Genomic DNA, 15,605 nt, shown 5'->3' on the forward strand with positions numbered 1-15,605 from the left:
CGTGGCGCATGAAAATGGAGCGGCTCATCGGCATATTGTCCATTCTGCTCCAGCGGGAGAAGGTCACCGCCCCCGAGCTGGCGGAACAATTCGAGGTGTCCCGCCGGACCATCCAGCGAGACATTGAGTCCCTCTGCCGGGCGGGTATTCCCATCGCCACCGTCCAGGGGGCTGGCGGCGGTATCTCCATCATGGAGGGCTACCGGGTGGACCGTACCGTGCTCACCGCTCCGGAAATGCAGGCCATCCTGGCGGGGCTCAGGAGCCTGGACAGCGTCAGCGGCACCCGGCGCTATGCCCAGCTGATGGAGAAGCTGTCCGCCGGGACCGACGGACTGGTGAACGGGGGCGCCCACATGCTCATTGACCTCTCCTCCTGGTACAAGACCAGCCTGCCGCCGAAAATTGAGCTCATCCAAGGGGCCATCGAGCAGCACCGCACCATCCGTTTCCCCTACTTCTCCCCCAAGGAGGAGTCGGTCCGCACCGTGGAGCCCTACTATCTGCTGTTCCACTGGTCCACCTGGTATGTGTGGGGCTGGTGTCAGACCCGGAAGGATTTTCGCCTCTTTAAGCTCAACCGCATGACGGAGCTCTCTACCGGCGAGCCCTTTACTCCCCGCCCCGCTCCCCTGCCCAATCTGGAGCCGGAGCGGGTCTTTCCGGTGAAATATCAGGTCACCGTGCGCTTTGATCCCTCCTGCCGCTGGCGGCTGGTGGAGGAGTACGGCGCAGACCGTTTCACCGTGGATCCGGACGGAAGACTGCGCTTCACCGGCGGCTTTCCTGATGCCGACAGCGTACTCAGCTGGGTCCTGACTTTTTGAGACAAGGCGGAGCTGCTGGAGCCGGAAGAACTGCGGGAGCAACTTGGGGATTTGATCAAAACGCTGGCCCAGCGCTACAGGAGGAATTGATATGGCGTCTCATCCGGATTTTGTAAACTATGTGGCCGAGCAGCTGCGGGAGGCCGGAGCCATCCGCAGCCGGAAAATGTTCGGCGAGTACGGTCTTTACTGCGACGATGTGTTTTTTGCCGTAATCTGCGATGACCAGTTTTTCGTAAAGGTCACCCCCCAGGGCGAAGCGGCCTTTCCCAACCTACCCAAGGTGCCTCCCTACGAGGGGGCCAAGGATTCTTTTTTGGTGGAGGATGTGGAAGCCCGGGAGCAAATGACTGAACTGGCGCGCATCACCTGTGAGGCGCTGAAAAGCACATTACAAAAGAAGGGGCGGAAATGACCATGGCCTTTGACTACAAGAAAGAGTATAAGGAATTCTATCTGCCGCCCAGGACACCGGGCATCGTCACCGTGCCCGCCATGCATTTTCTGGCCGTGCGGGGCCGGGGCGATCCCAATGAGGAGAACGGCGCCTATAAGCAGGTCCTGGGGCTGCTCTATGCCATGGCATACACCATCAAAATGAGCAAGCTGGGCAAGCACAGGCCGGAGGGCTACTTCGACTATGTGGTGCCTCCTCTGGAGGGGCTTTGGTGGCAGGAGGGCATCCACGGGGTAGATTACGCCCGTAAAAAGGACTTTCAGTGGATCTCCCTCCTCCGTCTGCCGGAGTTCGTGACAAAAGAGGTCTTTGCCTGGGCCATCCGGGAGACCACGGAAAAGAAACAGCAGGACTTCTCCCCCGTGGAGTTCTTCTCCTGGGAGGAGGGGCTGTGCGTCCAGTGCATGCACATCGGTCCCTATGACGACGAGCCCGCCACTGTGGCCGCCATGGAGGAATACGCCACGGCCCAGGGTTACGAGGAAGACTTTGGGGAGGGCCGCTTCCACCATGAGATCTATTTGAGCGATGTACGGCGGTGCAAGCCGGAACGGCTGAAAACCGTGATCCGGCAGCCGATCAAACGGGCAGAGTGAGGAATGAGATGAACACGATCATTCGCAAAATACGCTTGGAGGAACATGACCTTCTGCGGGAATTTCTCTATCATGCCATCTATCTCCCGCAGGGCGTGGAGCCGCCGTCCCGATCTGTGATAGATCTGCCGGAGCTGCAGGTCTATATTGCGGACTTCGGCACACGGCCCGGCGACCACTGCATAGTAGCCGAGGCGGCGGGAAAAGTGGTAGGTGCGGTGTGGTGCCGCATCATGGTGGACTACGGACACATCGACAACGGCACCCCCTCTCTGGCCATCTCGTTACTGCCGGAGTATCGCGGGCTGGGCATCGGGGCGCGGCTTCTGAAGGCTCTTTTGCTCCTGCTCCAAGAGAATGGGTACCGGCGGGCATCCCTCTCCGTGCAGAAAGAAAATCCGGCTCTGCATCTCTACCAGCGGACAGGATTCCGCATCGTGGCGGAAAAGGAAACGGAGTATTTGATGCTTTGGGACAGCACCCAAAGGGGACAACAGGAGAATATGAATATGGAAGCAGAGAAACAGAGGGAAAGTAAAATCCGGCAGTGGTTTTCCATGTGGCTGGATAGGCAGGACACGGGCATTGAGGAGCTATTCGCCCCGGATGCCGTCTATATTGAGAGCTGGGGGCCGGAGTACTACGGCAGCGGAAAGATCAAGCTGTGGTTTGATGAATGGAACAGCCGGGGCACCGTAGAGCGCTGGAACATCCGGCAGTATTTCCACAAGGGGGACCAGACCGTGGTGGAGTGGGCTTTCCGGTGTGTCATGGCGGACGGCACCATCCAGAGTTTTGACGGTCTCTCCCTCATCCGCTGGAATGAGGTGGGACAGATCTGCTTTTTACAGGAATTCGGCTGCAACGAGAACCGCTATGATCCTTACGCTCAGGGGAAAACCCCGGTATTCCGGGAAGAGCAGGTGCTGTGGTTCTGAGGGAGGAAACGTTATGAAAGGCTTTACCAGAGAAGAGACCCGATTCTCCCTCTGTGGACTCAACTGCGCCCTGTGTTCCATGCGCCTGGGTGGCTACTGCCCCGGCTGCGGCGGAGGCGCAGGAAACCAGAGCTGCACAATAGCCAAATGCTCCCTGGAGCACGAAAATATCCAATTCTGTTGGGCATGTTCGGAATACCCCTGTCCCCGCTACGAGAGCTTTGACGAGGGGGATTCCTTTGTCCCGCACCGGAACCGGCAGCAGGACATCGCCCTAGCCCGGGAGATTGGGCTGGAAGCCTACCTGGCCCAGTTGGAGAAAAAGCAAGCCATTTTGGAGAAACTTCTGGCCCATTACAACGATGGCCGCCGCAAAACCCTGTTCAACACAGCGGTCTATCTTCTGTCCCTGGAGGATCTGCGCTCTGTGATGGCTTCCCTGGAAAGCTGTCCGGAGCTGTGCGGGCAATCTATCAAGGAGCGTGCCCTTACCGCGGTGGGACTGCTTCAGGAGGCGGCGGACCGCCGGGGTATCAGCCTGAAACTGAACAAGAAACCGAAGAAGGGGTGATCCCATGGCGACGTCCAAGGTGACCGTCTATTTTCCCTGCCCGGTGGTGCGGGTGTGGCAGACCGTCACCGACCTCGCCCATACCGCCTGGCGCAGCGACTTGGCCCGGGTGGAAGTTTTGGACGAGGCGCACTTTGTGGAACACACCAAAAGCGGCTACGCCACGAACTTTACCGTCATAGCCTGTGAGCCGCCCCGTTTTTGGTCCTTCACCATGGAGAATGACAACATGTTCGGCTTCTGGGAGGGCGTCTTTGAGGCGGCTGAGGGCGGCACCCAGCTGACCTGTACCGAGATAGTTCACGCAAAACACTGGTGGATGCATCTCTTCGTCCCCGGCTATCTGAAGCGGCAGCAGAAGCGATATCTGGACGATTTGCAAAAAGAATTGCGGAAGCAAGCTGTATAACACGAAAAAAGCAGTTCCAAGAACCGTGTAATATAGACGCCACCAGACAAACATGAGCACGGAAAATCGGGCAGGAAACACCCGTTTCCGGTATGCTGGAGGACAGAAGGACGGTGTGACCAATGGATTGGGTAACCAGCATTCATCAGGCGATTCAGTATATCGAGGAACATCTCCGGGAGGAGCTGACCATCCGGGAGATCGCACAGCAGGCGGTCCTGTCCCCCTTCTACTTTCAGAAGGGCTTTGCCATGCTGTGCGGCATGACGGTGGGCGACTACATCCGCCAGCGCCGGCTCTCCGCCGCCGGGCTGGAGGTCCTCACGACGGACCGGAAAATCATCGACATCGCGCTGGAATTCGGCTATGATTCGCCGGACAGCTTCACCAAAGCCTTTGCCCGCTTCCATGGCCTCACACCTGCCGCACTGCGAAAAAGCGGAGGCGCGGTCCGTTCCTTTGCTCCGCTTCGAATCAACGTGACATTGGAAGGTGGTCAAAACATGGATTGCAAGATTATGAAAAAAGAGGCCTTTACCGTGCTCTGCCGGGCAAAGACGTTCAAGTATGAGGAGGCCGTGGCCCAAGTCCCCCAGTTCTGGGCAGAGCATTTCGGCACCGGCGGCGGCCAGGTGGTATGCGGCATGTACGGCATCAATCTGGACGAGAACATGGGCGGCAATGAGTTTGAGTATCTCATCGCCGACAACTACGATCCCGCCAGGGAGATCCCGAACGGCTTCACCACCCGCACCATCCCGGCCCATACCTGGGCGGTGTTCCCCTGCACCGGCCGGATGCCCCAGGCGCTCCAGGGCCTGAACCAGCAGATTTTTTCCCAGTGGCTGCCTACAAACCCCGACTACAAAATCGCCGCGGGTATCAATGTGGAGCTGTACAGCGACGCCAGCAAGTTTGAGGACGGCACCCAGGATCAGGACTACTACTGTGAGATCTGGATCCCGGTGGAAAAGAAGTAAAACATGTCCCTCTCCGGAAAAGGCGCCTGGAGTTGTTTTGCGGTGTCCTTTTGTGTTATAGTAAACACTCAGGATGCCCGGTTCCAAACGATCTGCCATGGCCGGGGCGTTCTCTGAACTTCTTCAAAGAATAAAGAGGGGTTATTTACCGATGGGAAAGAAAACGACCGCGCTGTTCTTGGCCCTGGTCCTGGTGTTCACCCTGGCGGGGTGCGAAAAAAAGGAAAAACAGCCCTCCATGTACGCTCAGACGGAAAACTGGGCCTACCTGGAAACGGACAAAACCGCAGATGCGGATGTGTTTTTCATCTGCCCTACCGTCTACGGCGGCGGAGAGGACCGTTTCAACATGTCCATGGACGATGACACCACCAAAAGCGATTTCCTGGGCGCCACCAACATGGAGAAAGGGATCTACGACCAAGATGCCCGGTTCTTTGCCCCCTATTACCGGCAGGTGGGGCTGAATGTCTATGAACTGCCCATCGAGGAGCGGGAAACCTATCTGTCGATTGCCTATGAAGATGTAAAAGATGCCTTTACTTACTATCTGGAGCACTACAACGAGGGTCAGCCCATCATTCTGGCTGGATTCTCCCAAGGGGCTGACCTGAGTATCCGCCTGCTGAAAGACTGCTTTGCTGATGAGGAGACCAATGCCCTGCTGGTGGCCTGCTACGCCATCGGCTGGAGTATCACCCAGGAAGAGCTGGAGGAATATCCCCACCTGCGGTTTGCCTCCGGCGAGGATGACACCGGGGTGATCGTCTCCTTCAACAGCGAAGCGGAACCTGTCAACGACTCCCTGATGATTCCCGCCGGGACCTGCACGCTGGCCATCAATCCTCTCAACTGGAAAACCGACGGCACGCCCGCCGGAAAGGAGGAAAATCTGGGGGCCTGCTTTACCGATTATGATGGAAACATTGTCGCGGAGATCCCCCAGCTCACCGGGGCCTATATTGATATAGAACGGGGCGCTTTAAAGGTGACGGATGTGACGCCGGAGGAATATCCGCCGGTGCTGCCCATCTTCTCCGACGGTGTGTACCACCTGTATGACTACCAGTTCTTCTACCGCAATCTGCAGGAAAATGTGGGCGTGCGGCTGGATGCCTATCTGGCAGAGCGGTCCGCTTGACCCTATCATAAGAGCCGCAATTTTGATACAACGGGTATCGGGGTTGCGGCTCTTTTTTACGATGCCGTTTTTGAAATCAGCACAAAACCCAAACCGTGTTGTTCTCTTTTCGCCTTGTATCCCCTATGATCATATCAGCAGCTGCAGAGAATGGATCATACGAGGAGAATAATACCATGAACACGGATAAAATTTTTGCGGAAGCCATTGCCAATGAATATGCCCCCAAGGATACCTCCAAGGTCGTCGCCCTGAGAAAGCTGGATTGGAAAGCAAAGCGCGCGGCGACTCTCTTCGCCTATGGCTTCGGTATCGGGATGGCGCTGGTCCTCGGCCTGGGGATGTGCCTTTCCATGCACGTGATCGGAGGCGACGGCGTTCTCATGACGGGAGCCGGGGTCCTCCTGGGCGTTCTGGGGCTTGTCGGCGTGGGGCTCAACTACCCCATCTATAAAAAACTTCTCCGGACCGGCAAGGAAAAGTATGCCTTTGAGATCATGCAGCTGGCCCGAGAGATCAGCGAATCCGCCGAGTAAAATGAGAGGAGGGCGGCAGATGAACAAGTCCGAAAGCAAATACTTCAATACCGCCCTGCGGATGGATGAGGCCCTCCTGGCCCTGCTGGAGGAGAAGGACCTGGAATACATCACGGTGAAAGAGATCTGTCACCAGGCCGGTGTGAACCGCTCCACCTTCTACCTGCACTATGAGACCATCGCCGACCTGGTGAGTGAAACCTTGGAGATGATCAACCAGCGCTTTCTCTCCTATTTTCCCCAGCAGGAAGAAGAAATTCTGGGGAATATGGGCAGCCTAGTGCGGGAAGACCTTGTGTTGGTCACCCGGGAATATCTTCTCCCCTATCTCCGCTTTATCCGGGACAACAAAAAGGTCTACCGGGCGGCATTCCGGAACCCACGCAGCATGCAGGCTCATACGCGATATGGGGAATTGAAACAGCATATCCTCGGCCCCATTCTGGAGCGGTTTGAGGTCCCGTCCACCCACCGCCCCTATTACATGGCCTACTATGTGGAGGGCATCATCGCCATCGTCAAGGAGTGGCTGCGGCAGGACTGCGCCGATGAGGTGGAGATGATCGCCGATATTATTGAGTCCTGCGTCCGGCACAAAGACATCAGTCATGCGGAATAACCGTCGTGCTGCAGAGCTCCTTCGCATATGGCGGGAGGATTACATCGGTCAGACCCTCATGAGCGCCGCTGTTTCCTTGGGTATCACAGCGCTCTTTGCCCTCTACCACGGGTACCTGGGTTTTTGCTACGGGTCGGTATGGCATGGGAGTATTGGTTTCTTTTACCTCCTGCTCATGGTGATTCGGGGCACCGTTCTCCTCACGGAGAAGCGGAATCAGACCCGGCTTGAGACGGAGCAAATTCTCTGTCGCCACCGGACATTCCTTATCAGTTCGGTGCTGCTTCTGGTGATGGATATAGCTCTGATCTGGCCCATTTTCATGATGGTCGTGCTGGACAAACCCGTATTCATGGGACCAATTCCGTCCATTGCCATGGCGGCCTATACCACCTGGAAGATCACCATAGCCTCCATTCACATGAGGAGGCAGCGACAAAGGGCTAACGGAAACATTCTGGTAGCGGAGCTGAGAACGGTCAATTTCATTGACGCACTGGTGGCCATCCTGACGCTGCAGAACACGCTGATCATGGTGAACCAGACAACGACGGACGGAAACACCATGCTCCCGGTGTCCGCTGCTTCCAGTGCCATGATCTATATCGTGATCGTGTTCATCACCGTGCGGATGCTGCGAAAGGGCCTGAGACAAACAGGCATCCTCACTTGTGGGAAACAAACATAAAATCTCCCATGCTGTGTTATTCTCTGACGAAACACAGCATGGGAGATTTGCTTCTACGGATCACGTACTAGTTGACGGAGCGTCAGAGTCAAGGGGAAATGCTAAATTTCTTTGATTTGCCGCTGTAGCCGCTCCAAAAATTCCGCCGCGGGGATGCCGTCCATCTGGGTGTGATGGAACTGGAAGGACACCGGCAAGGTGGCCCGCAGCCACTTTTTCCGGTATTTGCCCCAGATGAGGAAGGGGTTGTTATAGCATCCGGCATAAATGTTCACCGCGCCGTCGATCTCATACCTCGCCAGGGCGGAGGTGCCGATGACCATATACTCCTCGCCCAGTTCAAAACTCTCCCCACTCTCGTGGACCTGCCCGGTGAGCTTTCGGTAATCCCGGTTGAATTGCTCCAGATCCGAGGAAACCGGAATATCACAGGTGGCGATGCCGCCGTCCCGGGTGGTCACCACCGTGTTGACGGCCAGGCGGTCGTACTGCATCAGTTTGTCGCCCACCGGAAGGAGGTAAAAGTCCTCCATCCCGGCCGCCGCCTTTCCAATGCACCAGCACAGGAGCATATTGAACCTATAGCCCCGTTTCCGGCTCAGGCGCACCAGCGGGGTTACATCCAAGGTTTTCATCAGAGTCACCATAGGCATGGGCGCCTTCATCCAGAGTACAAAGGCCTGTGCCCGGGAGGTGCTCTTTGGGTCTACTTCTCTCATATGGTTCTCCATTCTGTTCGTCCAATCAGGTTCGGATGGCCGTGGTAGGTAGATTTTATCACAGCTCCCCATCGTGGGCAACCGACTGCTTTCTTTCAGAAGATACTTTTCCGGAATTGCCTTTCTCGTCGGAAAACCGTATAATGACCACGAGAATATATAAGGGTGGGATGACGGTTATGGCGAGAGTATCCACGAAAGAGAATAAGAATATTTACCACAAAATACGGGAGGAGCTGCACCTGACCCGGGAAGCAGCCAGCGAACTTTTGGAATCCCTTGCGCCCGAGCGTATCGAGAAGATCGAGAACGAGCGCTGCCTGCCTCACCCGGATGAAGTGCTGGTCATGGCGGATAAGTACAAACAGCCCAGCCTCTGCAACTACTACTGTGCCAACCAGTGCCCCATCGGGCAGCAGTATGTGCCGGAAGTAAAAATCAAGGACCTGTTCCAGATCGTTCTGGAAATGCTGGCCTCTCTCAACTCTATGAACAAGCGCAAAGAGCGGCTGATTGAGATCACGGCGGACGGCATGATCAGCGAGGATGAGCTGACAGACTTCATTTTCATCCAGAAAGAGCTGGAGCGCATCTCCATCACGGTGGAGACGCTGCAGCTCTGGGCGGAGCGGATGCTGGCCACCGGTGCCATTGATGCCAGGCAGTACCATGCCTGCAAGGAACGGCTGGAAACCGAGGAAAATTAAACGGAACCATTTTGCTGCCGCAGTGGAAATAGGCGCTCCTATTTTGCTGTATCTGTCCTGGTTGCCCTTCCGACGGAATGGTAAAATATCCCCATAAGCAGAGGGGCAGCACTCTGAGACCATGTACAGCGAGGTGATCCCAATGGACACAAAAGCGCGGATTCTGGCACTCCGTCTGATGGAACGACTCCGGAACGATCCGGCCTATGCGCAGTCCTTGGGCGTGGAAGCCGCCCTGAAAAAGCGGCTTCCACCTTCTATCCACTCCCATCTCCAAACAGAGGGCCTCACCGTGCTGTGAAGCCCTTTTTTGCAAACTGGGAGGGTTTGATAATGAGAGATGAGATCTGTGTGTATCGGGGAAAGGAGGCAGAGGGTATGCGCCCTTATGACGAACAGCTGCGCGCTTTACAGGCCCAGTGCGCCCGGAAAAAGAAGCTGGAGGCCACGGTGGCAGAGCTGCGCGCTCAGCGGGATACATATACCGCCCGGGCTCAGGAGCTGGAGCAGCAATGCCGGGAGGAGCAGGCGGATGTGGACCGCCTGGAAGGCCGGAGCCTTTCCGCCTTCTTCTACCAAGTCATCGGAAAAATGGATGAGAAATTGACCCAGGAGAAGCGGGAGGCCTGCGCCGCCCGGGTCAAATACGACGCCGCTGTCCGGGAGTTGGACGGGGTTGAGCGCGATCTGCGCAGGTCTGAGGAGGAGCTGGATTCCCTCTGGGACTGCGAGCAGCGCTATGCCTCCCTGCGGCAGGAAAAAACACAGGCGGTCAAAGCGGCCGGCGGCAGCACGGCGGAAGAGATCCTGACCCTGGAGGAGCGGTCGGCCTATCTGGAGAGCCAGGTGCGGGAACTGGAAGAGGCCTGCGCCGCCGGGCAGGCCGCGCTGGTCACTGCGGACCAGATCGCCGACAGCCTGCAGAGCGCGGAAAGCTGGGGCACCTGGGATCTGGTGGGCGGCGGCCTGTTTGCCGACCTGGCAAAGCACGACCATCTGGATAGGGCCCAGGCATCTGTGGAATCTCTTCAGTCTCAACTGCGCCATTTCAAGACGGAGCTGGCCGATGTGACCATCACCGCCGATTTTCAGGTCAGTATCGACGGCTTTCTGCGGATGGCCGACTACTTTTTTGACGGTCTCTTTGCCGACTGGGCCGTGCTGGATCAGATCCATCAATCCCAGGCCCAGATTCAGGATACCAGAAATCAGATCTGCGGCGTACTGGGCCATTTACAGACTCTGATGGACCAGGCCACCGCAGAGCGGGACAGTCTCCAGCAGGAAATCACACGCCTGGTAGACAGCGTGCCCATGTGAGCGGACCGCATATGAAACAGTTTGAAAGAAGGATCGACAACCCGATGGACGACGACACAGGAGCACAGAAGCTTCACGTACTCTGGATCGACTGGACAAACCATATCGTATCCTTTCACGAGGAACTGGGATATGAGCGTTTGGAATTTGCCACCCGTAAAGACAAGATGGAATATGTCTTTCAGAAAGGGGCCAGCGGTTTTCGCATCCAGTGAATCGGTCCGTTGATCGGAATATAATAGAACAAGGAGAAATCCATGAACTTTGTCATTGAACACCTCTCAAAGCGCTTTGAGCTAAAAACAGTTTTGAGAGATATTGATTTTACCTTTCAGGAGGGGAAGATCTACGGCCTGCTGGGGCGGAACGGCGCCGGCAAGACAACACTTTTCAATTGTCTCAACCGGGATATGAAAGCAGACGGCGGCGCCTTTTACCTGGAGGAGGACGGGGTGCGCCGGGATGTGGCGGCGGAGGACATCGGATATGTGCTCTCCACCCCTACTGTCCCCGAATTTCTGACCGGGCGGGAGTTTTTAAAGTTCTTCCTGGACATCAACAGGGCCTCCATCCAAAGCCCCAAGTCCCTGGATGAGTACTTTGACTGGATGAGCATTGCGCCGGAGGACCGGGATAAGCTCCTCAAGGACTATTCCCACGGCATGAAGAACAAGATGCAGATGCTCGTCAACATCATCGCCCAGCCCAAGATCCTGCTGCTGGACGAGCCGCTGACCTCTCTGGATGTGGTGGTGGCTGAGGAGATGAAGCAGCTGCTCCGCTCCCTGAAGGACGGCCGGATCACCCTTTTTTCCACCCACATTCTGGATCTGGCCCTGGACCTCTGTGACGAGATCGTGCTGCTCAGTCACGGAACCCTGGAAGTGGTGGAGAAGTCCAATCTGGACGATCGGGAATTCAAAGAACGAATCATTGCAGCGCTGAAAGAGGAAACCTATGCTTAACACACTGCGGCTGTCCTTTTCTCTGAAAAACACCTATCGGGTCAACAGCATTCTCTATTCCCTGCGGCAGATCCCGCTGCTCAAATCCCTCCTCCCCGTCGCCCTGTATCAGGTCCGGGGACTCAAGATCTTTGCCAATGTCCTGTCCCTGCTCTGGGAGCTGGTCTCCATTTTTCTCTTTAAGGCCCTCTACTTCCTGGCGATGGTATGGGGTCTGGGGCTTCTCTATCAGAACGTGCCGTCCCCGCTCTCCTTTCTGCACATTCTGCTCTTTCTGACGCTGATTGGCTCCTATATGAACACCAGTCTCTTTGTGCCCACCCGGGACAAGTATTACGCCATGATCCTCCTGCGGATGAATGCCCGCTCCTACACACTGGTCCATTACGGCTATGCGCTGCTGAAGACGGTGGTGGGTTTCCTTCCCTTCACCCTTCTACTCGGACTGGAGCGGGGTGTCCCCCTGTGGCTGTGCCTGCTGCTTCCCTTCTGTGTGGCAGGGGCCAAGCTGTCCGTGGCCGCTTACTCCCTGCGGGATTATGAGAAAAAAGGCTCTGTCCACAATGAAAATAAGCTTCAAAAACTTGTCTGGCTGCTGACGGGAGTGCTGTTGGTGCTGGCCTATCTGCCGCCCGCTCTCGGGTTCGTGCTGCCCCTGGCCGTTTCCGCCGGACTGTTTCTGATCTGGATCCCGGCAGGCCTGGTGAGCCTGCGCCAGGTGGTGAACTTCCGGTATTACCGGGAGATCAACCAAGAGCTTCTCTCCCAGGTGCCCACCCAGATGGACTCGGCCAAGAAGGCCACCAAAGCCGCCAGCGAGAAGGCCATCTCCGCGGATACCTCCATCACCAGCCAGAAAGTGGGCTTTGAGTACCTCAACGAGCTGTTCATCCAGCGGCACCGGAAGATTTTATGGCGCTCTTCTCTGCGCATCGCCGGTATCTGCGCGGTGCTCTGCTGCGGGGTACTGCTGCTCATGGAGCTGCTCCCAGAGGCCAAGACCAACATCCATCAGTCCGGGATGACCTGGCTGCCCTACTTCGCCTTCATCCTCTATTTCATCAACCGGGGCACCGGCTTTACGCAGGCCCTCTTTATGAACTGCGACCACAGTCTGCTGACCTACTCCTTCTACAAGCAGCCCGGATCGATCCTCAAGCTCTTTCAGATCCGCCTGCGGGAGATCATGAAAATCAACGCAGTTCCCGCCCTGGTGCTCGGCGTGGGGCTCGTCCTGATCCTCTACGCCTCCGGCGGGACGGACAATCCCCTCAACTATGTGGTGCTTCTGGCCTCCATTCTGTCCATGAGCCTCTTCTTCTCCATCCACTATCTGACCCTCTACTACCTGCTGCAGCCCTACACAGCGGGAACCGAGATGAAAAGCGGTACCTACCGCATCGCAATGGTATTGACCTATGTGGTGTGCTATCTCATGATGGATCTCCGGCTGCCCTTACTGGTGTTCGGCGTGGCCTGCATCGTCTTTTGCGTACTGTACTCCATGGTTGCCTGTATCCTGGTCTACCGATTCGCTCCGCAGACCTTCCGGCTGCGTACATAAGCCGTCATCGAATTCTTCCTGCGGGACAAACACATCCTTCCTCATGGCATTTCCCCGCCTGCTGTGCTATAATTTCTGCAATAAGGCAAAGAAGGAGCAGCAAGTATGATTCGAGATATCTGCAAGGATGAAACCTTTCTGGCCCAAAAGGCGGAACCTGCCACGCCGGCGGACCTGCCCGTCGCCGCCGACCTGCTGGAGACCCTGGAGCACCACAAAGCGGGCTGCGTGGGCATGGCGGCCAATATGATCGGCGTGAACAAGCGCATCATCGCCTTCGACAACGAGGGTACCTATATGGTCATGTTCAACCCGGAGATCGTCAAACAATCCGGTCCCTACGACGCGGAGGAGGCCTGCCTCTCTCTCACCGGCACCCGCCCGGCCAAGCGCTGGAAGTCCATCAAGGTGCGCTGGCAGAATGAGAAGTTCCAGGAGCGGCTGAAAACCTTTACCGGCTGGACGGCCCAGATCATCCAGCACGAGATCGACCACTGCGAGGGCATCCTCATATGAAAAAATGTAAAATCACCGTCATGCGCATCACCCGCTATGAGGACCTGATGGCCCAATATGAAAACCCCATCTCCCACGCCTGTGACATGGCGGTGGGGCAGACCTTCATCGCCAACGGCTGGGAGAGGCCGGAGGGCTTTTGTCCCAGTGCCTGGGACACCCTCTCCCCGTTTGTACTGGCCCTGAGCCACGGCGCAGAAAACTTTTACGATGGCTGGATGAAGAACCCCAAGTCCGCCATGCTCTCCTGCAACGACGGCTTCCGTCCGGTGAGCTTCCTGGTGGAGGCCCTGGACGAGGACGCAGACTGAGGAGGTTATACGATGTTTGGACCGAATCCGGACGCTGTCCACCCCAACGAACACATTCCCAGCGTCTGCTACATCAAGAATATCATCACCCGCTCCAATATCCAGGTGGGCGACTACACCTATTATGACGACGCGGCCACCGGAGGCGAGGACTTCGAGGCCCATGTGACCCACCACTATGACTTCATCGGGGACAAGCTGATCATCGGAAAGTTCTGTGCCATCGGCAAGGGGGTGGAGTTTGTGATGAACGGGGCCAACCACCGCATGGCCTCGGTCACCACCTACCCCTTCAACATCTTCGCCCACGGGTGGGAGAAGTGCACGCCCACCCTGGATGAGCTGCCCTTCAAAGGGGATACCATGGTGGGCAACGACGTGTGGATAGGGCAGAATGTCACTGTCCTGCCCGGCATCCACATCGGCGACGGGGCCATCATCGGGGCCAATTCCGTGGTGGCCGGCGACATCCCGCCCTACACCATCGCGGCCGGAAACCCCTGCCGGGTGATCCGCCCCCGCTTTGACCCGGAGCTGACCGACTACCTGCGGAAGCTCCGCTGGTGGGACTGGGACGCGGAAAAAATCTTCCGGAACCTGGAGGCCCTGTGCAGCGGTGATCTCGCGCAGATCCGCCGCATCGAGCCGTGATGGGAGGAAAGCGCATGAAACTTGCCATTCTATCCGACACCCATGGCCTGCTGCGGCCTGAGGTGGTGGAACATCTGAAAACCGCCGACGTCATTCTCCACGGCGGCGACATCAACAAGCCCAGTATCGTGGACGAGCTGCGGCAATATGCCCCTCTCTACATCGTCCGGGGCAACAATGACAAGGAGTGGGCCGAGCACATCCCCCACGACCTCATCGTGACCCTGGACGGCGTGACCTTTGCCATGGTCCACAACAAAAAAGAGGTCCCGGCGGACCTTTCCGGCGTGGATGTGATAGTCTTTGGCCACTCCCACAAGTACGTGCAGGAGGAGCGGAACGGTATCCTCTGGCTCAATCCCGGATCCTGCGGTCCCCGGCGGTTCCATCAGGAGATCACCATGATGATGGCGGAGCTGACAGACGGGAAGATTCAGGTAGAAAAGGTCACCATTCCCCACGAGGGGAAGTGACAAATCGCGTCTACACACAATGAGAGCCCGGAGCTTTAAAACTCCGGGCTCTCTATTTTCATTCCGGAATCAGCCCCCTCCAGCAGCAGCGTCTGCCGCGGGGCGCACCCGAGCTCCTTGAAGTCGGAGAACAGACACTCGATGCGGGTGGGCCGGACACAGATCAGGTGCATGGGGCTCTCCAGCTTGCGCAGAAATTCCAGGGAGAGCTTTTTCCATGTGGCGTGGGCGTTGTAGGCTTCGCTGAACGGCTCCACCAGCTCGGCCAGGCCCATCACCTGCATCCCATGGAGCTTTCCAAAGCCCTCATACCGGTCATAAATGGCCAGGCACACATGGGGGTTGCTCTGAAGGCCGATGAACTTTTTCCCTCCCTCGCTGAACATCCAGAAAGCGCCGTCGTGCCAGCTGTATTCGATGGGGGTACAGCGCACATAGTCCCCGGTCCCGGTGGCCAGGGCACAGGTGTTGTTGGACTGGATATACTCCTCCACCATGGCCCGCAGTTTGCTCTGCTCCAGCCGGACGCTGACCGCGTCCTTTTCCTCCCAATAGCGGGCAGCGGCCTGATATGCCTCGTCTGTCATACACATCCCTCCCGATCTGCTTTTCTTCAG

22 protein-coding genes and 2 pseudogenes are annotated in these 15,605 nt (G+C 57.0%); 22 read left to right on the forward strand and 2 right to left on the reverse strand.

Annotated features, from left to right (window positions below; genetic code table 11):
* The first annotated feature begins 8 nt into the window (after positions 1-8).
* The 12 genes and pseudogenes from GPK94_RS00715 to GPK94_RS00770 all read left to right on the forward strand — a co-directional run bounded on the left by GPK94_RS00715 (position 9) and on the right by GPK94_RS00770 (position 7,762).
* Positions 9-917: pseudogene (locus GPK94_RS00715) on the forward strand (YafY family protein).
* A gap of 1 nt (position 918) precedes the next feature.
* Positions 919-1,242, forward strand: a complete 324-nt coding sequence (locus tag GPK94_RS00720) for a TfoX/Sxy family protein (protein WP_215653901.1) — start codon at positions 919-921, stop codon at positions 1,240-1,242.
* Between the two features lie 2 nt (positions 1,243-1,244).
* Positions 1,245-1,880 carry a GyrI-like domain-containing protein gene (locus GPK94_RS00725; protein ID WP_215654168.1) on the forward strand — a complete coding sequence of 212 codons (636 nt, stop codon included), beginning with the start codon at positions 1,245-1,247 and terminating at the stop codon, positions 1,878-1,880.
* A gap of 8 nt (positions 1,881-1,888) precedes the next feature.
* A pseudogene (locus GPK94_RS00730) lies at positions 1,889-2,350 on the forward strand (N-acetyltransferase); the annotation flags it as partial.
* Between the two features lie 39 nt (positions 2,351-2,389).
* Positions 2,390-2,818, forward strand: a complete 429-nt coding sequence (locus GPK94_RS00735) for a nuclear transport factor 2 family protein (protein WP_207724998.1) — start codon at positions 2,390-2,392, stop codon at positions 2,816-2,818.
* 13 nt (positions 2,819-2,831) lie between these two features.
* Positions 2,832-3,389: a DUF3795 domain-containing protein gene (locus GPK94_RS00740; protein WP_215653903.1), complete on the forward strand. Its 558-nt coding sequence runs from the start codon at positions 2,832-2,834 to the stop codon at positions 3,387-3,389.
* A 4-nt stretch (positions 3,390-3,393) separates the two neighbouring features.
* Positions 3,394-3,798 (forward strand): SRPBCC family protein, encoded by a 405-nt coding sequence (locus GPK94_RS00745; protein WP_215653905.1) that lies wholly within the window; start codon positions 3,394-3,396, stop codon positions 3,796-3,798.
* Between the two features lie 122 nt (positions 3,799-3,920).
* Positions 3,921-4,778 (forward strand): AraC family transcriptional regulator, encoded by an 858-nt coding sequence (locus GPK94_RS00750; RefSeq protein ID WP_215653907.1) that lies wholly within the window; start codon positions 3,921-3,923, stop codon positions 4,776-4,778.
* A 151-nt stretch (positions 4,779-4,929) separates the two neighbouring features.
* Entirely contained in the window at positions 4,930-5,919 is a 990-nt protein-coding gene (locus GPK94_RS00755) for a DUF3089 domain-containing protein (RefSeq protein WP_215653909.1), read from the forward strand.
* A gap of 176 nt (positions 5,920-6,095) precedes the next feature.
* A complete protein-coding gene (locus tag GPK94_RS00760; RefSeq protein ID WP_215653911.1) occupies positions 6,096-6,455 on the forward strand; it encodes a dihydropteridine reductase in 360 nt (119 codons plus the stop codon).
* 19 nt (positions 6,456-6,474) lie between these two features.
* Positions 6,475-7,074, forward strand: coding sequence for a TetR/AcrR family transcriptional regulator (locus GPK94_RS00765; RefSeq protein WP_215653913.1), 600 nt, complete (start codon positions 6,475-6,477; stop codon positions 7,072-7,074).
* Positions 7,064-7,762: a hypothetical protein gene (locus GPK94_RS00770; protein WP_215653915.1), complete on the forward strand. Its 699-nt coding sequence runs from the start codon at positions 7,064-7,066 to the stop codon at positions 7,760-7,762. The genes GPK94_RS00765 and GPK94_RS00770 overlap by 11 nt, the downstream gene beginning before the upstream one ends.
* A gap of 101 nt (positions 7,763-7,863) precedes the next feature.
* Here the strand turns inward: GPK94_RS00770 and GPK94_RS00775 are convergent, their stop codons facing one another.
* Positions 7,864-8,481: a CatA-like O-acetyltransferase, family 2 gene (locus tag GPK94_RS00775; protein WP_215653917.1), complete on the reverse strand. Its 618-nt coding sequence runs from the start codon at positions 8,479-8,481 to the stop codon at positions 7,864-7,866.
* Between the two features lie 179 nt (positions 8,482-8,660).
* Here GPK94_RS00775 and GPK94_RS00780 point away from each other — a divergent pair, with 179 nt between their 5' ends.
* The 10 genes from GPK94_RS00780 to GPK94_RS00825 all read left to right on the forward strand — a co-directional run bounded on the left by GPK94_RS00780 (position 8,661) and on the right by GPK94_RS00825 (position 14,988).
* A complete protein-coding gene (locus GPK94_RS00780) occupies positions 8,661-9,188 on the forward strand; it encodes an XRE family transcriptional regulator (protein ID WP_215653919.1) in 528 nt (175 codons plus the stop codon).
* Between the two features lie 142 nt (positions 9,189-9,330).
* Positions 9,331-9,489: a hypothetical protein gene (locus GPK94_RS00785; RefSeq protein ID WP_215653921.1), complete on the forward strand. Its 159-nt coding sequence runs from the start codon at positions 9,331-9,333 to the stop codon at positions 9,487-9,489.
* Between the two features lie 77 nt (positions 9,490-9,566).
* Complete coding sequence (locus tag GPK94_RS00790; protein ID WP_215653923.1) at positions 9,567-10,508, forward strand: hypothetical protein; 942 nt, start codon at positions 9,567-9,569, stop codon at positions 10,506-10,508.
* Positions 10,509-10,519: 11 nt separating this feature from the next.
* Positions 10,520-10,723: a hypothetical protein gene (locus tag GPK94_RS00795; RefSeq protein ID WP_195279197.1), complete on the forward strand. Its 204-nt coding sequence runs from the start codon at positions 10,520-10,522 to the stop codon at positions 10,721-10,723.
* 42 nt (positions 10,724-10,765) lie between these two features.
* The gene (locus GPK94_RS00800; RefSeq protein ID WP_186963599.1) at positions 10,766-11,473 is read left to right on the forward strand and encodes an ABC transporter ATP-binding protein; all 708 of its coding nucleotides are present in this window, start codon (positions 10,766-10,768) and stop codon (positions 11,471-11,473) included.
* Positions 11,466-13,037, forward strand: coding sequence for a hypothetical protein (locus GPK94_RS00805; RefSeq protein WP_215653925.1), 1,572 nt, complete (start codon positions 11,466-11,468; stop codon positions 13,035-13,037). Before GPK94_RS00800 ends, GPK94_RS00805 begins: the two co-directional genes overlap by 8 nt.
* A 105-nt stretch (positions 13,038-13,142) precedes the next feature.
* On the forward strand, positions 13,143-13,553 hold the full coding sequence (locus GPK94_RS00810; RefSeq protein ID WP_101692983.1) for a peptide deformylase: 411 nt from the start codon (positions 13,143-13,145) through the stop codon (positions 13,551-13,553).
* The gene (locus GPK94_RS00815; RefSeq protein WP_215653927.1) at positions 13,550-13,864 is read left to right on the forward strand and encodes a TIGR04076 family protein; all 315 of its coding nucleotides are present in this window, start codon (positions 13,550-13,552) and stop codon (positions 13,862-13,864) included. Before GPK94_RS00810 ends, GPK94_RS00815 begins: the two co-directional genes overlap by 4 nt.
* A gap of 12 nt (positions 13,865-13,876) precedes the next feature.
* Positions 13,877-14,515: a Vat family streptogramin A O-acetyltransferase gene (locus tag GPK94_RS00820; RefSeq protein ID WP_215653929.1), complete on the forward strand. Its 639-nt coding sequence runs from the start codon at positions 13,877-13,879 to the stop codon at positions 14,513-14,515.
* Between the two features lie 14 nt (positions 14,516-14,529).
* Complete coding sequence (locus tag GPK94_RS00825) at positions 14,530-14,988, forward strand: metallophosphoesterase family protein (RefSeq protein ID WP_215653931.1); 459 nt, start codon at positions 14,530-14,532, stop codon at positions 14,986-14,988.
* A gap of 35 nt (positions 14,989-15,023) precedes the next feature.
* Here GPK94_RS00825 and GPK94_RS00830 read toward each other — a convergent pair whose 3' ends face one another.
* Entirely contained in the window at positions 15,024-15,575 is a 552-nt protein-coding gene (locus GPK94_RS00830) for a pyridoxamine 5'-phosphate oxidase family protein (protein WP_215653932.1), read from the reverse strand.
* Between the last annotated feature and the right edge of the window lie 30 nt (positions 15,576-15,605).

The organism is Pseudoflavonifractor sp. MCC625 (genome assembly GCF_018784545.1).
In the GTDB taxonomy this organism is placed as follows: domain Bacteria; phylum Bacillota; class Clostridia; order Oscillospirales; family Oscillospiraceae; genus Pseudoflavonifractor_A; species Pseudoflavonifractor_A gallinarum.

Bases quoted from the DNA above. Each gene is read 5' to 3' on its own strand.
- GPK94_RS00720 (WP_215653901.1), top strand. From the start codon at position 919: ATGGCGTCTCATCCGGATTTTGTAAACTATGTGGCCGAGCAGCTGCGG.
- GPK94_RS00725 (WP_215654168.1), top strand. From the start codon at position 1,245: ATGGCCTTTGACTACAAGAAAGAGTATAAGGAATTCTATCTGCCGCCC.
- GPK94_RS00735 (WP_207724998.1), top strand. From the start codon at position 2,390: ATGGAAGCAGAGAAACAGAGGGAAAGTAAAATCCGGCAGTGGTTTTCC.
- GPK94_RS00740 (WP_215653903.1), top strand. From the start codon at position 2,832: ATGAAAGGCTTTACCAGAGAAGAGACCCGATTCTCCCTCTGTGGACTC.
- GPK94_RS00745 (WP_215653905.1), top strand. From the start codon at position 3,394: ATGGCGACGTCCAAGGTGACCGTCTATTTTCCCTGCCCGGTGGTGCGG.
- GPK94_RS00750 (WP_215653907.1), top strand. From the start codon at position 3,921: ATGGATTGGGTAACCAGCATTCATCAGGCGATTCAGTATATCGAGGAA.
- GPK94_RS00755 (WP_215653909.1), top strand. From the start codon at position 4,930: ATGGGAAAGAAAACGACCGCGCTGTTCTTGGCCCTGGTCCTGGTGTTC.
- GPK94_RS00760 (WP_215653911.1), top strand. From the start codon at position 6,096: ATGAACACGGATAAAATTTTTGCGGAAGCCATTGCCAATGAATATGCC.
- GPK94_RS00765 (WP_215653913.1), top strand. From the start codon at position 6,475: ATGAACAAGTCCGAAAGCAAATACTTCAATACCGCCCTGCGGATGGAT.
- GPK94_RS00770 (WP_215653915.1), top strand. From the start codon at position 7,064: ATGCGGAATAACCGTCGTGCTGCAGAGCTCCTTCGCATATGGCGGGAG.
- GPK94_RS00775 (WP_215653917.1), bottom strand. From the start codon at position 8,481: ATGAGAGAAGTAGACCCAAAGAGCACCTCCCGGGCACAGGCCTTTGTA.
- GPK94_RS00780 (WP_215653919.1), top strand. From the start codon at position 8,661: ATGGCGAGAGTATCCACGAAAGAGAATAAGAATATTTACCACAAAATA.
- GPK94_RS00785 (WP_215653921.1), top strand. From the start codon at position 9,331: ATGGACACAAAAGCGCGGATTCTGGCACTCCGTCTGATGGAACGACTC.
- GPK94_RS00790 (WP_215653923.1), top strand. From the start codon at position 9,567: ATGCGCCCTTATGACGAACAGCTGCGCGCTTTACAGGCCCAGTGCGCC.
- GPK94_RS00795 (WP_195279197.1), top strand. From the start codon at position 10,520: ATGAAACAGTTTGAAAGAAGGATCGACAACCCGATGGACGACGACACA.
- GPK94_RS00800 (WP_186963599.1), top strand. From the start codon at position 10,766: ATGAACTTTGTCATTGAACACCTCTCAAAGCGCTTTGAGCTAAAAACA.
- GPK94_RS00805 (WP_215653925.1), top strand. From the start codon at position 11,466: ATGCTTAACACACTGCGGCTGTCCTTTTCTCTGAAAAACACCTATCGG.
- GPK94_RS00810 (WP_101692983.1), top strand. From the start codon at position 13,143: ATGATTCGAGATATCTGCAAGGATGAAACCTTTCTGGCCCAAAAGGCG.
- GPK94_RS00815 (WP_215653927.1), top strand. From the start codon at position 13,550: ATGAAAAAATGTAAAATCACCGTCATGCGCATCACCCGCTATGAGGAC.
- GPK94_RS00820 (WP_215653929.1), top strand. From the start codon at position 13,877: ATGTTTGGACCGAATCCGGACGCTGTCCACCCCAACGAACACATTCCC.
- GPK94_RS00825 (WP_215653931.1), top strand. From the start codon at position 14,530: ATGAAACTTGCCATTCTATCCGACACCCATGGCCTGCTGCGGCCTGAG.
- GPK94_RS00830 (WP_215653932.1), bottom strand. From the start codon at position 15,575: ATGACAGACGAGGCATATCAGGCCGCTGCCCGCTATTGGGAGGAAAAG.